Below are 15,280 nucleotides of genomic sequence, written 5' to 3'. Positions count from 1 at the left end.
ATGCAACCCATGGACATGCGCGGGCTGAGCCCGGCCCCCGTAACCGCTTTCACCCGCGACGGCGAAGTCGATCACAAAGCCAACGCAAAAATCGCCAAATGGCTGGTTTCGATGGAAGGGGTCAAAAGCCTCGTCATTCTCGGCCATGCCGGCGAGGGTACTTTCCTCACGGAAGACGAGCGGCTGGCGCTCGTCCGCACCTATGTCGAAGCGGTTGACGGCGCCGTTCCGATCATTGCCGGGATTACCGGTGAAGGCACGAAGGTCGCCGCCGAAGAAGCCAGGAAGTGCAAGGCGGCTGGGGCAACCGGCGCGCTCGTCTATCCGAACCACGGTTGGCTGCGCTTCGGCTTTCAGAAGGGTGCGCCCCAGGATCGCTACAAGGCGGTCTGGCAGGAATCCGGCCTGCAGTGCATCCTGTTCCAATATCCCGATGCCACCAAAGCATCCTATGATCTCGACACGCAGCTGGCGATCGCCACCCAGGAAGGCGTCGTCGCCACCAAGAATGGCGTGCGCAACATGAAGCGCTGGTATGTCGAGATTCCGGAACTGAAGAGAGCCAATCCTGATCTGCAAGTTCTGAGCTGCCACGACGAATGGCTGTTGCCGACCATGTTCGACGTCGATGGCCTGCTCGTCGGTTACGGCAATATCGCGCCGGAACTGCTGATCGAGCTGATCAAATCAGGCAGGGCGCAGAACTACCCTGAAGCCCGCAAGATTTTCGAACGCCTTCTTCCGGTGACGCGAGCCGTCTATCATCGCGGCTCCCATATGGAGGGGACCGTCGCGCTCAAACTCGGTCTCGTCCATCGCGGCATCCTTGAGCATGCGACAATCCGCGAACCGCTGAAGAATCTTGGCGCAAAAGCCGAAGCGGAAATCTTTGCCGCCTTCGATGCCGCCGGTATCGGCCGCGTCGACCAGCTCCTGGCCGCCGAGTGATTCATTCGACGCTCCTGTGCATTGCGCAGGGGCGTCGCTTCGATGGGCAGGAGGCAGCGTGGGAGCACAGCCTTGGCCAAAGGTGGCTCGCCGTTCAAAGCGCAGCGCATCAACAGGACAAACCGGCACGCAAAAATAACCATCAAGCAGGAGCGCCCCTGGCCGGGAGAGTGGTAGGCCACGGGGCGAGAAGGAGGAACCAATGAATGTCATGCAGCCTATGCCGGCTGAGACGGCGAATGCCGCTGATCCTCAGGCCGAAATCAGCGCTCGTCTGGAGCGCCTTCCCATCACCCGCGAGGTATTCTGGGCGCGCAATATCGTCGGCGCGGCAACATTCTTCGACGGCTACACGGTCATCGCCATCGCTTATGCCATGCCCGTCCTCGTCCGCGAGTGGGGCCTGACACCCTCACAGACAGGCATGATCCTGTCGATGGGCTATCTGGGGCAGTTGATCGGTGCGATCCTGTTTGGCTGGCTTGCCGAGAAGGTCGGCCGGCTGAAAGTTCTTCTGTTCACGATCCTGCTCTTTGTCAGCATGGATGTCGCATGCCTGTTCGCTGCCGGGGCCGGCATGATGATGGCCTTTCGTTTCGTCCAGGGGATCGGCACCGGCGGCGAGGTTCCGGTCGCCAGCGCCTATATCAACGAGTTGATCGGGTCGAAGGGGCGCGGCAAGTTCTTCCTCCTCTATGAGGTCATGTTCCTGCTGGGCCTCGTCGGCGCCGGGCTGATCGGCTACTTCATGGTACCGGTTTACGGCTGGAAGGCGATGTTCATCGTCGGTCTCGTTCCCGCAATCATCATGATTCCTCTGCGCTGGTTCCTGAAGGAATCACCGCGTTGGCTGGCTGCCAACGGCCGCTATGGCGCAGCAAACGCTATCGTCACCCGCATGGAAGAGAGTGCCCGCGCAGCCGGCAAGGAACTGCCCGAGCCGAAGCTCATCCAGGCGCCGGTCCGCCGCAAGTCGGACTGGCGCGAGCTCTTCCAGGGCATTTACCTGAAGCGGACGCTTTCCATCTGGGCAATGTGGTTTACCGCCTATACGGTGGCCAACGGTACGATCACCTGGTTGCCGACCCTGTATCGACAGGTCTTCAATCTGCCGCTTCAAACCAGCATCTTCTATGGTTTCCTGACGTCGGTCGGCGGCGTGATTGCCGCCGTCATCTGCGCGCTGCTCATCGACAAAGTGGGACGCAAGCGCTGGTACACCGGTGCACTGCTTCTCGCTCCCGTGCCGCTGCTCGCTCTCGCATGGCTCGGCGCGACGTCTCCCATTCAGGTTTTGGTTCTTGCCGGTCTCGCTTATGCGATTGTCCAGACCGTTACATTCTCCCTGTACCTATACTCGGCAGAGATCTACCCAACGCGCCTCAGGGCACTGGGAACAGGAACCGGCAGCGCCTGGCTTCGCTTGGGATCATCGGCCGGTCCGATCCTCGTCGGCACGGTGATGTCTTCCATGGGCATCCAGTATGTCTTTGCGAGCTTCGCAGCCATTCTGATCGTCGGTGCGATCATCACGGTGTTGTTTGCGGTCGAAACCAAGGATCGCGTGCTGGAGGAGCTTTCTCCGTAACGATGCAAATGCGATGTCAGCAATTCGTTCTGGCGGGTGAGAACCCGCCAGAACGAGCTTTCATTTACTCCGGGCAGACTTTGACGCGGTAGGCTTCGCCCCAACGGTCGTAGCGCCATTCGAGGTGGCAATAGGACGGCCGGTAATAGGTCCGATAGACAGGGTAGGGGCGGTAATAGGGGTAGGCGGGATAGGCCGGGCGGGCGGCCTCGGACAACAGGGCGCCGCCGACGACGCCGGCGGCAAGGCCGCCCCAGAAGGCATCGCGTGGACGGGCATCGGCGGTGGTGGCGGTGGCGAGTGAGGCGCCGGCAAGGGTCAGCGCGATCAGGCCCGTCGCCATGCTCTTATGAAGAACGGACATGCTATTTTCCTTGATCTAGACTGGCTTCCATAAAGCCGTGTTCAGACTCCGCCCGGATCGCGGCGGCGCGATGGCCGTGCAAGCGGCTCCCGCATTAAATTTTCGTCATGATTTCAACGAAAGTCGGCGCGAAAAGGGAATGTGCGGACGGTAAGGATTGCAAGTCCGGGTGCACATGTACGGCGGCTTAGCTTGATGAGCCGACTTGTAAAAACACTCTGCTGAAATTTATGGTTAAAACCTTGTTAAAAGCCTTGGCGTTATAATCTTTGTAGTTGATATTTCATTCATTGCGGGAGCGACAATTTCTTGAAATCAGCCGGGGACATACTGGAATTGGCTTGCCGCCGGATCGCCGATCTGGACACCCCGGCCTATGTCAAGAACAGCGAACTGCGCTATGTCGCCGTCAACGAGGCCTATGCCGATTTCCTCGGCCGTGAAATTTCCGATTTCATCGGCAGGCGCAGCCGCGAGCTGTTCGACCGTCCCGAGGAAGAGGAGCGCGAGGATAGGGAGCGCCGCGCGCTGGTGTTCGGCACCGAGGAAAACGCCATCTGTTTCGATGCCGCGGGTCTCGGCCACGAGCGCGTCCAGATCGAAAGTTTTTCGCCGTCGCCGGAGCGGGCCTATGTGCTCGGCATTTTCGAAGGGCGCGAAGCGCCGCGGCGCGCGGTGAACGATAGAGGGGCTGCCGGCAACCCCGGCGCTGCAGCGGATTTTGCCCGTGTGTGCGAGGCGCTGGAAAAGCTCGACCATCCGATCGGCATCTTTGCCGAGGACGGACGCCCGCTGGTCGTCAACGCCGCCTACCGCAACGGCGCAAAGCCGGCTGCTGCCGGCGATACGGGCTGGCACGAGAGCGTCAACGAACGCGATCTGCTGCGCACCATCATGGAGGACCTGCCCGTCGCGGTTTTCGTGCGCGACGACAAACATCGCCTCGTCTATGCCAATCAATATTACGAGAGCTTCAGCGGCTACGAACGCTCTCAGGTGTTGGGGATGACCGAGCACGAGATGTTCGGGCCGGAGGGTGGAGAGGCGATCTACCAGGAAAACCGGCTGGCGCTGGAAGATGGGCTGTCGAAGGAGATCGAAAGCCAGATGCCGGGTAGGGATGGCCGCATTCATCCGCTCATCTCGCGGGTCAACCGCGTCGTGACGGCGGATGGGCGCACCTATGTCGTCGGCTCCTTTTCCAATATCGCGCCGCTTAAGGAGCGAGAGACGGCGCTGATCGAGGCGAAGAAGCAGGAGGAGGCGCTGCATCGGGATATCGAGAACATCCTGCGCTCGCTGCCGATCGGCGTGCTTATCCTCGATAACGACCACCGGATTCTCTCCGCCAACGACGAATTTTACAGCATCTGGGAGCTGCCGCTCGACGATCCCTTCGACGGCCGTCATTTCGTCGATGTCATCCGCCGCAATAACGAGCTCGGCCGCTACGACGGCACGCAGACGGCGGAAGAGATCTACGCCTTCCGCAAGCACCTGTTCGAGACCGATGAACCGGAACCGATCGAGCTCGGTTGGGCGGGCGGAAAATCCGTCATCTTCGACAGCCGGCGCATCTCCAACGACCGGATCCTGCTAACCTACGCCGATATTTCGGCTGTGCGCGAGCGGGAAAAGGAAATTCACGAGACGCGCGCTGCGTTGGAGCGGGTCGGCGAAATGATGCGTGATGCCACGCATGCGATGTCGCAGGGGCTTGCCATCGTCCAGGACGGCATCATCAAAATGTCCAACGAGGCAATGGCCGATATCTTGCGGATTCCGGCTTCCTACATCGAGGCCGGGCAAGGCTGGCTCGGCATGTTCGAATTCTGCGCGGTGCGCGGCGATTTCCACGATGCGGCGGACGAGATCCTGCAGGAGTGGCGCGCCAATATCGCCGCGAGGCAGCCGATCTCCACCGTTTTCCATGTCGGCAGCGAGCGCTGGGTGAACATGGATGCGATGGTCAGCGAGGGACAGCATTGGGTAGCGCTGTTCACCGATGTCACCGATCTGAAGAGCCGTGAGGAGGAACTGCGCCAGCTCTTGTCGCGCGCCGAAGCCGCCGACCGCGCCAAATCCGAATTCCTCGCCAATATGAGTCATGAGATCCGCACGCCGATGAACGGCGTGCTGGGGATGGCGGAGCTGCTGGCCAAGACCAATCTCGATACACGCCAGAAGACCTTCGTCGACATCATCGTCAAGTCAGGCAATGCGCTGCTGACGATCATCAACGACATCCTCGACTTCTCGAAAATCGACGCCGGGCAGATGAAACTGCGCAGAGCCGCCTTCGACATCACCGAAGCGGTGGAGGATGTGGCCACGCTCCTCTCCTCGCATGCCGCCGAGAAGAACATCGAACTGCTGGTGCGGGCGTCTCCCGATCTGCCCGCCGCCGTGATCGGCGATGCCGGCCGTTTCCGCCAGATCGTCACCAATCTCGTCGGCAACGCGGTCAAATTCACCGAGCGCGGCCATGTCTTCGTCGATGTCGGGTTCCAGGCGGCCGGGGGCGGCGAGATCATGGCGAGCATCCGCATCGAGGATACGGGTATCGGCATCCCGGCCGAAAAGCTCGAATCGGTCTTCGACAAATTCTCGCAGGTTGACGCTTCCTCGACCCGGCGGCATGAGGGAACGGGTCTCGGGCTTGCGATCACCGCCGGCCTCGTCGATCTCTTCGGCGGTTATCTCAATGTCGAGAGCGAATGGGGCAAGGGCTCGGTCTTCACCGTCAACCTGCCGTTTGCGGTGGCGGCCGCCCGGCTCGAGCCGAAACCGCTGCCGATCAACGTGCAGGGTGCGCGCATCCTTGTTGTCGACGACAATGACGTCAACCGGCGGATCCTGACCGAGCAGCTGTCGCTTTGGGGCTTCGACGGCGTGGCGGCCGAAGGCGGCGGCACCGGTCTGGCGATCCTGGAGGCGGCTGCCGATCTCGGCATCACCGTCGATGCCGTTGTGCTCGACTATCACATGCCCGATATGAACGGCGCCGATGTTGCGCGCCGGCTGCGCGCCGATCGCCGCTTCGTCGAGCTGCCGATCATCTTCCTCACATCGATGGATATTTCAGGCACGGAAAAGGAATTCGCGGCGCTGAACGGCCACGCGCATCTGATGAAGCCGGCGCGCGCCAACGTGCTGCGCAACACCGTCGTCGAAGTGGTGCGCGCCAGCCGCGTCAAGCAGGCTTCAGAGGCCGAGATCGCCCGGCTGCAGGCGCAGGCGGACGCGCCTGTCCCGCCGCCTGCGCCGGTGCCGCAGCAGCGGGCCGCCGAATTCGTCGACGTGCTCGTCGCCGAGGACAACGAAGTCAACCAGATCGTCTTCACGCAGATCCTGCAGGGAACCGGCCTTTCCTTCCTCGTCGTCGACAATGGCGAGGAAGCGGTCGCCGCCTGGGAGCGGCATACGCCGCGGATCATCATGATGGACGTGTCGATGCCGGTCATGAACGGCCATCAGGCGACCCAGACGATCCGCGAAAGGGAAAAGGGGCAGGGCCACCGGGTGCCGATCATCGGCGTCACTGCCCATGCACTCGAAAGCGATCGCGAGCTCTGCCTCGATGCCGGCATGGACGACTATATGTCGAAGCCGATCAGCCCCGAACTGCTGGAAGAGAAGATCCGGCAATGGCTCGGCAAGGACGAGGAGCAGCCGGGGCGTACCAGCTACTGATCTGCTTACTTGCCGGATGCCTTGATGCCACAAAGCATTTCGCGTTTGCCGGCGAAGCCTTGGCGGCGCTCGACGGAAAAACCTGCGGCGATGAGATTTCGGCGCACGAAACCGGCGGCCGCATAAGTGGCGAAGGTGCCGCCGGGTGCCGCTTTCTCACAGACCAGCCGCATCAGTTCCTCCGACCACATGTCGCCGTTGCGCGACGGGGCGAAGCCGTCGAGATACCAGGCGTCGAAGCCGGGCTTTGCGGCCGCGACGCCTTCGAGTGCTGCGCCGCAGACGACGCTGAGCCTCGTCTGCTCGTCGAGGTCGAGCGAGACCGTATCGGCAGGCGTTTCCGGCCAGGACGCCGTCAGCGCCTGGCGTTCGGCATCGATCTCCGGCCAGTGCGACAGCGCCCGGCCGATCTCCTCGCCGCGCATCGGGTGGAGTTCGAAGGAGATGAAATGCAGATGCTGGCCGGCTGCGCGATGCTGCGTCCATTGCCGCCAGGTCTCGGCGAAGTTCAGGCCGGTGCCGAAGCCGAGTTCGCCGATCACGAACGTCCGTCGCCCGTTCCAGCGCTCCGGCAGCCCGTTGCCGGCGAGGAAGACATGGCCGCATTCCAGCCGACCGTCCGTCTGGCAATAAAAATGATCGCCAAAGGCGGTGGAATAAGGCATATCGCCGTCGCGCCATTCGAGCGGCTGCGGCGCGCCCGCGCCAATCTGATCGGGGTTCACGTCTGTCATGGAAAAAGCCGATAATCCTCGGCCGGTCTCAGGTCAATCATCCTGCGAATTGCTGATCGTCGGCGGCGGCATCATGGGTCTCTGGGCAGCCGTTCATGCCGAACGCCGCGGCATCGATACGATCGTAGCCGACGCCGGCAGGTTGGGCGGGGGCGCAAGCGGTGGCCTGCTCGGCGCGCTGATGCCGCATATGCCGGATCGGTGGTCTGAGAAGAAGCAGTTCCAATTCGATGCGCTGGTCTCGCTCGAGGCCGAGATCGCGACGCTCGAAGCGATGACGGGGCTTTCGGCGGGCTATCGCCGTTCGGGACGGCTGATCCCGCTGCCGAAGCCGCATCTCGAGATAATCGCGCGCCGCCACTGCGAGGACGCCGAACGCCATTGGCAGGCCGACGCGCGCCGGTTCCACTGGCATGTGTTCGACACTCCGCCGGTCGGCGGCTGGATCGAGGCGTCGGCCGGCGAGAGCGGCTTCATACATGACACGCTCGCCGCCCGCGTCGCGCCACGTTCGCTGATCGCGGCACTCGTCACCTTGCTGCGGCAGGCCAAACGTGTACGCATTCTGGAGCATGCAGCCGTTGCCGGCCTTGATCCGGATCGCGGCGTGGCTGAGATAGGCGGCGAAACTATCGCTTTCCGTCACTGCATCCTGGCCGCTGGCCATCAATCCTTTCCGTTGCTGCAGGGCCTCACGCCGGGGTTGAAACAGCCGCTCGGCCAGCCGGTCAAGGGGCAGGCGGCGCTGCTGAAAGCCGATCTCGACCCGGCGCTGCCGACGATCTTTCTCGACGGGCTCTATGTCGTAGCGCATGAGGGCGGTTATGCGGCGATCGGCAGTACCAGCGAGAATCGTTTCGACGATCCCACTTCGACCGATGGCCAACTCGACGCGCTGATCGGCGCGGCGCGGGAGATTGTGCCGGCACTCCACGACGCTGCCGTCGTCGAACGCTGGGCCGGGCTTCGCCCGAAGGCGGTCGACCGCGATCCGATGATCGGCCGCCATCCCGAGCACTCGCGCCTCATCGCGCTGACCGGCGGTTTCAAGGTCAGCTTCGGCCTGGCCCACCGGCTGGCGGAAGCGGCGATATGTATCGCAGGCGATAGAGACTGCGGGTTTGCACTTCCGGAAAGCTTCGATATTTCAAGTCATATCGCGGTGGCTTCACGTTAAACGTGAATTCGGCGCCGCTTCGTTTCGTTATTCTGTCATGCAAATCACCTATCTGCTTGCGCATCGACAGCGCCTGAGATCACCGGCGCTCCTTTTCCTGATGGAGGAAATCGCATGCGCTATGCCATTTGCTTCACGCCCCCGGCGAGCGACCCGCTATCGCTTATGGCCGCCCATTGGCTTGGCCGAAACGTGTTTTCAGGTGAGATGCTGGAGCCTCCGGCGGTGCGCGGCCTCGGCATTCATGAGATTGCCTTCCATACGGCCGTGCCGCGGCGCTATGGTTTTCATGGCCTTTTGAAAGCGCCGTTCCACCTGTGTCCGGAACTGTCCGAATCGCAACTCCTGCGCGACCTCATGCGTTTTTCCGGGACTGTCCTTCCCTTCCAGATTCCGCGCCTCGAAGTCGCCCGGCTCGGCAATTTCTACAGCCTGCTGCCGAGTGTTCCCTGCGAGCGGATTCAATATCTCGCTTCGGCGATCGTGCAGGAATTCGACCGTTTCCGCGCGCCGCTGAGCGAGGCCGACATCGAACGCAGCGATCCGGATGGCTTGTCGGCCGCGCAGTTCTCAAACCTGCATCGCTGGGGCAATCCTTACGTGATGGAGGAATTCCGCTTCCATATGCCGGTGACAGGCCCGGTCAACGCGATCGACATGCCGCGCATCGAGCCAGCGCTGCGGATGATTTTCGAGCCTGTGCTCAGCGAACCAGTCCTGGTTTCGAACGTGGCGCTGATGATCGAAGAGGGCACCGGCGGTCCTTTCCGCGTTCATTCTCTGCACCCGATGGGCAAGGTCAGCGCGCGCAAGATCGCCTGACAAGAGATAAGCTAACGTATTGCGCAGAAAGGATAAAAATCCGCTGCGCAGTTTCCGTCTCGACATTCCGGCTGCGGATGCTACCGTTCTTCGTCTTTTCAGAAGGTGATTTGATGGTATCCGAGACTTATCCGCGCAATCTCGTCGGCTACGGGCGTCAGACGCCCGATCCGAAATGGCCTGAAGAGGCACACGTCGCCGTGCAGTTCGTCATCAATTACGAGGAGGGCGGCGAAAGCTCGATCCTCGACGGGGATCCGGCGTCCGAAAACCTGCTGTCGGAGATCGTCGGCGCGGCGGCCTGGCCTGGGCAGCGCAATCTCAACATGGAATCGATCTACGAATATGGTTCGCGCGCCGGTTTCTGGCGGCTCTGGCGGATGTTCACCGATCTCAAGGTGCAAGCGACCGTCTACGGCGTGACGCTGGCGATGGCGCGCAACCCCGAGGCCGTCGCGGCGATGAAGGAAGCCGGCTGGGAGATCGCCAGCCACGGTTACCGCTGGCTGGAATATAAGGATTTTCCGGAAGACTTGGAGCGCAAGCATATCCTCGAAGCCGTGCGCCTGCACACCGAACTGACCGGCGAGCGGCCCTACGGCATGTATCAGGGCAAGCCCTCCGACAATACGCTGCGGCTGGTGCAGGAGGAGGGCGGCTTCCTCTATTCCTCCGATTCCTATGCCGACGACCTGCCTTTCTGGGTGAAGGGCGTCGACGGGAAACCTTTCCTGATCATTCCCTACACACTCGAAACCAACGACATGCGTTTCGCGACGCCGCAGGGCTTCAACACCGGCGATCAGTTCTTCACCTATCTCAAGGATGCCTTCGATACGCTTTATGAGGAAGGCAAGGCGGGCAGCCCGAAGATGATGTCGGTCGGCCTGCATTGCCGTCTCGTCGGGCGCCCCGGCCGGGCGGCGGCGCTGAAGCGCTTCATCGAATATGTGCTGAAACACGACAAGGTCTGGATTCCGCGCCGCATCGAGATCGCCGCGCATTGGCACAAGCATCATCAGCCGGACGCGATCTGATGCTGTCGCGCGAGGATTTCGTTTTCCGCTTCGGCGGCGTCTTCGAACATTCGCCTTTCATCGCCGAGCGTGCCTATGACGCCGGCGGCCTGACCGAGCCGCTGACGGCATCAGGCGTGCATGCGGCGCTTGCGGCCGTCTTCCGCGCCGCAAGCCCGGAGGAACGTCTCGGCGTGCTCCGCGCCCACCCCGATCTTGCCGGGCGTCTTGCCATATCCGGCGAACTTACCGAAGACAGCCGCAAGGAGCAGTCCGGCGCCGGTCTCGACCGCCTGAGCCCTGCCGAACACGCCCGCTTCACCGAACTCAATTCGGCCTATGTCGAAAAATATGGCTTTCCCTTCATCATCGCCGTCAAAGGACTCGGCAAGGAGGATATTCTGGAAGCTTTTGAAACACGGATCGGCAACGGCCGGGACGAAGAATTTGCGACCGCGACTGCGCAGGTCGAAAAGATCGCGCTGCTGCGTCTGACCTCGATGCTGCCGGAGGCGGAATGAAGGAGAGGCGTGCCATCGACTATCTCAATGACATGCAAAAGGCGGCATCCGAAGCGCTGTCCTTCATCGGCGGAATGGATGAGGCGGCTTTCGCCGAGGATCAGCTCACTTTCAAGGCCGTTGCCTTCTGCCACTTCACCATCGGTGCCGCGGCATCCCGTCTGCTGGTGACGCATCCGGAATTTGCCACCGAGCATCCCGGCCTGCCGTGGACAAAGATCTGCGGCACGGGCAATCGCATCCTCGACGATGTCTTCGATCTCGATCCTTCGGACATCTGGGAGGCGACCTATCGGACGCTGCCGGAGCTTCTTCGCGAGATCGATGCCGTCCGCAACTGGCATGCCCAAGGTGAGTGAGGCCATGCCCGAATTTCTCGACATTTGCCCGCTCACCAGCGCTGCCTTCGCTGCCTTCGGCGAAGTCATCGAAGCCGATCCGGCCTCGATGCGGCTCATCAATGGTGGCACGACCGAACGGTTTCACGCGCTGGCTGTGGCGGAGGCGGCGGGCGAGGGCGCGCGCGTCATCATCAATCTGTTTCGCGGCCAGCCGCGCAGTTTCCCCTATGATGTCGATATGATGGAGCGTCATCCTTTCGGCAGCCAGAGTTTCTCGCCGGTTTCCGGCCGTCCTTTTCTGGTCGTCGTCGCCGAGGACGAGAGCGGACGCCCGGGCAGGCCGCAGGTGTTTTACGCGCGGGGGGACCAGGGTGTGAACTACCGCCGCAATGTCTGGCATCATCCGCTGATGGCGCTTGGCCAAGTCTCCGATTTCCTGGTCGTCGATCGCGAGGGGCCAGGCAACAATCTGGAGGAATTCTTCTTCGAAACCCCCTTCGTCATCAGAGAGCCAGCCCCATGACCGGACTGACCACGCATGTTCTCGATACCGCCTTGGGCAAGCCAGCCGAGCGGCTCAGGATCGATCTTTTCCAGCTCGATGGCGAAATCCGCAGGCATCTGAAGACGGTCGAGACCAATGCCGATGGCCGGGTCGACGGCGGCCCCATCCTTGCCGGCGAAAATTTCCGGGCCGGCACCTATGAACTGGTCTTCCACGCCGGTGATTATCTGAGGGGGAGCGGCACGCCGCTGCCGCATCCGGCTTTCCTCGATCTTGTACCGATCCGTTTCGGCATCGCCGATATCACGGCGCACTACCATGTGCCGCTGCTGATCTCGCCCTACGGCTATTCCACCTATCGAGGCAGTTAATTATGAAATTCGCCGCGATCGCCGACATTCACGGCAACCATCTGGCGCTTGAAGCCGTGCTTTCGGATATTCGCGCTGAAGGTATCGAGGAGATCGTCAACCTCGGCGATTTCTTCAGCGGTCCGCTCGATGCCGGCCGGACGGCGGAGCTGCTGATTGCCGCTTGGCCTGACCTCGGTCTGCGGCAATCATGACCGCTACCTGATCGAGCAGGATCCGGCGACGATGCATGTTTCGGATGCCTCAGCCTATCGGCAGCTGACGCCGGCCCATCTCGACTGGATCCGCGGCCTGCCGTTCGACACGGTCTATCGCGGCGAGGCCTATCTCTGCCATGCGACCCCAAAGAACGACAATCTCTATTGGCTGGAATCGGTCTCGCCCGAAGGATTGGTCTTCCTGAAGCCGATCGAGGCGATCGAGGCGCTGGCTGAGGGTATCGACCTGCCGCTGATCCTCTGCGGCCACAGCCATCTTCCCCGCGCCGTCCGGCTCTCCGACGGCCGCCTGATCGTCAATCCCGGCAGCGTCGGCTGCCCCGCCTATGACGATGTGCTGCCTTACTACCACAAGGTCGAGGCCGGCCACCCGCTGGCGAGCTACGCTATTCTGGAAAAGACGGCGGCCGGATGGATATGGCAGTTTCGAACCGTTGCCTACGACCATGTGGCGATGTCGGCACTGGCCGGCGAAAGGGGCCGTGCCGACTGGGCGAGTGCCTTGGCGGCGGGCTGGGTGAGATAGCCAAGACCCGCCTGCGCTGCGATCAGTCCTTCTTCGGCGACGAAGGGGCGATCGTCTTTGCCGGGGCCGCGGCCGGTGTTGCCGGCGTTGCCGGAGCAGCAGCCGATGTTGCCGGCCTTGCCGGAGCCGTGGGCGGTATTGCCGGCTTTGCCGGTGCTGCGGCTGGTGTTGCGCCATTGAGATTTCCAAGGAGCGACGAGATAGCATCGTCGCCGTCGAAGCCGGCTTCCTTCATCAACCTGTCGAGGATCGGTTTGTTGGCCTGATAGGACAGAAGCTGGCCGGCCAGTCCTTCGCCAAGCCCGATGCCGTTTCCGCCGGTCGCGCCGTTTCCGCGGCCAAGCATGCCGCCGGTGTCGAAGATCCGGATATCGGAGATCTTTTCGATCGGCTTGACCGCCTCGGCAAGCGCCTCGGGAATGATGCGGATACGTTCGCGGGTGATCTCGAACTCGATGATGGCAGCGCTCAGTTTGTTACGCGCGTCGTTGAGCAGGGCTTCGCTCTCGGCCGCGGCCTTGCCGGTTTCGAGAATACCCTTGGCCTTGATGATCGCCGCATCCGCTTCGGCGGTCGCCAGCGTCTTGATGGCTTCGGCTTGGTCGCTTGCGGCCTGTTTTTCAGCCTCGGCGCCGACGGTGACTGCGGTTGCGTCCGTCTCGGCTTTCTTGCGCGCATCGATCACGGCAATCTGCCTTTCGCGTTCGGCGATCTCGATCGCCTTGGCGGTGCCGACTTTTTCCTCTGCCGCAATCGCCAGCGCCCGGGCCGCTTCCGCAGCCGCCTTCGCCTCGGATTCTTCACGGCTTTTGTTGGCAACGGCGATCGCGCTTTCCTGCGCGACGATCTGCAGGTCACGCTTGGCTTCGGTGTCGCGCTGCTGCACGGCGCGGGCCGAATCGATGTTGGCGCTTTCGCGGGCCTGTTTGGCGGCTGCCTCGCGTTCGGCGACCGCCTGTTCGGAGGCGATGCGGGCTTCTTCCTCGGCGCGTTTTGCCGCCTGCTCCTGCTGGGCGGTTTCGGCGCGCGTCGCCGCGGATTTGTTGGCGATGTCGCGTTCCTGGCTGAGTTCGGCTTCCCGCTTGGTCCGCTCGATGGTCAGCGACTGCTGGCGGGCCTCCAAATCTTTCTGGGCGATGGCGACTTCGGTATCGCGAACGATTTCGTTTCGCTCCTTCTTGCGACCCTCGGTGATGCGGGTCAATGCCGCAAGACCTTGCGCATCGAAGAAGTTGTTGGCGTTGAAGTGCTTGATGTCGGTCTGGTCGAGGCGTGTCAGCGACACGGATTCGAGCTCGAGGCCGTTCGACTGGAGATCGGCGCCGACGGCTTCCTGCACGGCCTTGACGAAGTCCATGCGCTGTTCCTGCAGCGCGTCGAGATTCATTGTCGCGGCCACCGAGCGAAGGCCGTCGACGAATTTTGCTTCGATCAGGATACGAAGCGCCTCGGCATCGTTGGTGCGGCTGCCGAGCGTCTGAGCGGCCAGCGCGATCGAGGAGGCGTCGGGTTTGACGCGCACATAGAATTCGGCGCCGATATCGACGCGCATGCGGTCCTTGGTGATCAGTGCATCGCCCTCGCCGCGGCGAACCTCGAGCCGCAGCGTCTTCAGGTTGACGCGGGCGATCGAGTGAAAGATCGGCAGAACGACCGAACCGCCGTCGAGCACAACCTTCTGGCCGCCAAGACCGGTGCGCACATAGGCTTCGTCGCGGCTGGAGCGGGTGTAGAGAGAGGCGAGGACAAAACCGATGCCGAAGATCAGAACGATCGCGATAGCGGCCGGTAGAATAATGTCATACATCATGACTGCTCCCTGAAAGATTGATTGTCCGAGCCGGTGGGGTCCACCAGGGCGGGAATGGCGATAAATACATCTGCGTTGCGATCGACGAGGAGAACCTGCGTGCCGATGCCGAGAGGCTGCTGATCCTTGGCGGCCCTGGCTCTCAGCACATGCCAGTTGCCATGCTGGTCCTTGACGCGGACGCGTCCCGGCAGTCCCTGATCGAGCGGGCCGAGGGACACTTCGGCGGTCCGGCCGACGAAGGTGTCGAGATCGACCGCATAGGTCTCGTCGTGCGGCACGATCCGCGCCACGGTTCTGCTCGATGCCCTGACCATGGGGAAGGTGATCAAAAGGGCCGGAATGACGGCGATGACGGAGGGTAGCGGCGCCCAGAAGGTGTTGGCGACGGCCTGGACGGCAAAGCCTGAAATGGCGAAGAAGCCGAGTGTCAGCATCAGCAGAATGAGCAGGGGAACGCCGCCGAGATTGAGCCAGGAGAGATAGCCAGCAATGCCGTCATGGCCATGGAAATCCGGCTTTCCGAGAAGTTCCGTGATCGAAAAACCCATGACGGTCGCCAGCATCTCGATCGCCGTCAGGCCCGCGAGCACGGCGGCGGCAATGGCAAAGGGAGCACATTCGGGCGCGAAGAAAAGTGCCATCG

Annotated in this window: 14 protein-coding genes and 1 pseudogene; 11 read left to right on the top strand and 4 right to left on the bottom strand. The window is 62.2% G+C overall.

What is annotated here, in order from left to right; all coding sequences use genetic code 11:
• Positions 1–948: a dihydrodipicolinate synthase family protein gene (locus OS035_RS21565; protein ID WP_165503944.1), complete on the top strand. Its 948-nt coding sequence runs from the start codon at positions 1–3 to the stop codon at positions 946–948.
• Between the two features lie 202 nt (positions 949–1,150).
• Complete coding sequence (locus OS035_RS21560) at positions 1,151–2,536, top strand: MFS transporter (protein ID WP_097626514.1); 1,386 nt, start codon at positions 1,151–1,153, stop codon at positions 2,534–2,536.
• 64 nt (positions 2,537–2,600) lie between these two features.
• Here OS035_RS21560 and OS035_RS21555 read toward each other — a convergent pair whose 3' ends face one another.
• Positions 2,601–2,900, bottom strand: coding sequence for a hypothetical protein (locus OS035_RS21555; RefSeq protein WP_097626516.1), 300 nt, complete (start codon positions 2,898–2,900; stop codon positions 2,601–2,603).
• A 309-nt stretch (positions 2,901–3,209) separates the two neighbouring features.
• On the opposite strand from OS035_RS21555, the gene OS035_RS21550 reads away from it, so the two are divergent.
• Positions 3,210–6,593: a response regulator gene (locus OS035_RS21550; protein ID WP_131711388.1), complete on the top strand. Its 3,384-nt coding sequence runs from the start codon at positions 3,210–3,212 to the stop codon at positions 6,591–6,593.
• Positions 6,594–6,598: 5 nt separating this feature from the next.
• Here the strand turns inward: OS035_RS21550 and mnmD are convergent, their stop codons facing one another.
• On the bottom strand, positions 6,599–7,327 hold the full coding sequence (gene mnmD, locus OS035_RS21545) for a tRNA (5-methylaminomethyl-2-thiouridine)(34)-methyltransferase MnmD (RefSeq protein WP_097626520.1): 729 nt from the start codon (positions 7,325–7,327) through the stop codon (positions 6,599–6,601).
• Here mnmD and OS035_RS21540 point away from each other — a divergent pair.
• The 8 genes and pseudogenes from OS035_RS21540 (at position 7,326) to OS035_RS21505 (ending at position 12,824) form a co-directional block, all read left to right on the top strand.
• Positions 7,326–8,504, top strand: coding sequence for an NAD(P)/FAD-dependent oxidoreductase (locus OS035_RS21540; RefSeq protein WP_097626522.1), 1,179 nt, complete (start codon positions 7,326–7,328; stop codon positions 8,502–8,504). The genes mnmD and OS035_RS21540 overlap by 2 nt on opposite strands.
• 114 nt (positions 8,505–8,618) lie before the next feature.
• Complete coding sequence (locus OS035_RS21535; RefSeq protein WP_097626524.1) at positions 8,619–9,326, top strand: DUF1045 domain-containing protein; 708 nt, start codon at positions 8,619–8,621, stop codon at positions 9,324–9,326.
• A 113-nt stretch (positions 9,327–9,439) separates the two neighbouring features.
• Positions 9,440–10,363: an allantoinase PuuE gene (gene puuE / locus OS035_RS21530; RefSeq protein ID WP_097626526.1), complete on the top strand. Its 924-nt coding sequence runs from the start codon at positions 9,440–9,442 to the stop codon at positions 10,361–10,363.
• Positions 10,363–10,863: a 2-oxo-4-hydroxy-4-carboxy-5-ureidoimidazoline decarboxylase gene (uraD, locus tag OS035_RS21525; RefSeq protein ID WP_097626528.1), complete on the top strand. Its 501-nt coding sequence runs from the start codon at positions 10,363–10,365 to the stop codon at positions 10,861–10,863. Before puuE ends, uraD begins: the two co-directional genes overlap by 1 nt.
• A complete protein-coding gene (locus OS035_RS21520; protein ID WP_003592892.1) occupies positions 10,860–11,222 on the top strand; it encodes a HepT-like ribonuclease domain-containing protein in 363 nt (120 codons plus the stop codon). The genes uraD and OS035_RS21520 overlap by 4 nt, the downstream gene beginning before the upstream one ends.
• Positions 11,223–11,226: 4 nt before the next feature.
• Positions 11,227–11,727, top strand: a complete 501-nt coding sequence (locus tag OS035_RS21515) for an ureidoglycolate lyase (RefSeq protein WP_097626529.1) — start codon at positions 11,227–11,229, stop codon at positions 11,725–11,727.
• The gene (uraH, locus tag OS035_RS21510) at positions 11,724–12,080 is read left to right on the top strand and encodes a hydroxyisourate hydrolase (protein ID WP_097626531.1); all 357 of its coding nucleotides are present in this window, start codon (positions 11,724–11,726) and stop codon (positions 12,078–12,080) included. Before OS035_RS21515 ends, uraH begins: the two co-directional genes overlap by 4 nt.
• A gap of 2 nt (positions 12,081–12,082) precedes the next feature.
• Positions 12,083–12,824, top strand: a pseudogene (locus tag OS035_RS21505) (metallophosphoesterase family protein).
• 22 nt (positions 12,825–12,846) lie between these two features.
• Here OS035_RS21505 and OS035_RS21500 read toward each other — a convergent pair.
• Positions 12,847–14,634, bottom strand: a complete 1,788-nt coding sequence (locus OS035_RS21500; RefSeq protein WP_097626534.1) for a flotillin family protein — start codon at positions 14,632–14,634, stop codon at positions 12,847–12,849.
• Positions 14,631–15,278 (bottom strand): OB-fold-containig protein, encoded by a 648-nt coding sequence (locus OS035_RS21495; protein WP_097626536.1) that lies wholly within the window; start codon positions 15,276–15,278, stop codon positions 14,631–14,633. Before OS035_RS21495 ends, OS035_RS21500 begins: the two co-directional genes overlap by 4 nt.
• Positions 15,279–15,280 lie beyond the last annotated feature (2 nt).

It is taken from the genome of Rhizobium sp. 268 (assembly GCF_036571585.1).
GTDB classification, from domain to species: domain Bacteria; phylum Pseudomonadota; class Alphaproteobacteria; order Rhizobiales; family Rhizobiaceae; genus Rhizobium; species Rhizobium redzepovicii.
This window is presented reverse-complemented; position numbering and strand designations above follow the sequence as displayed.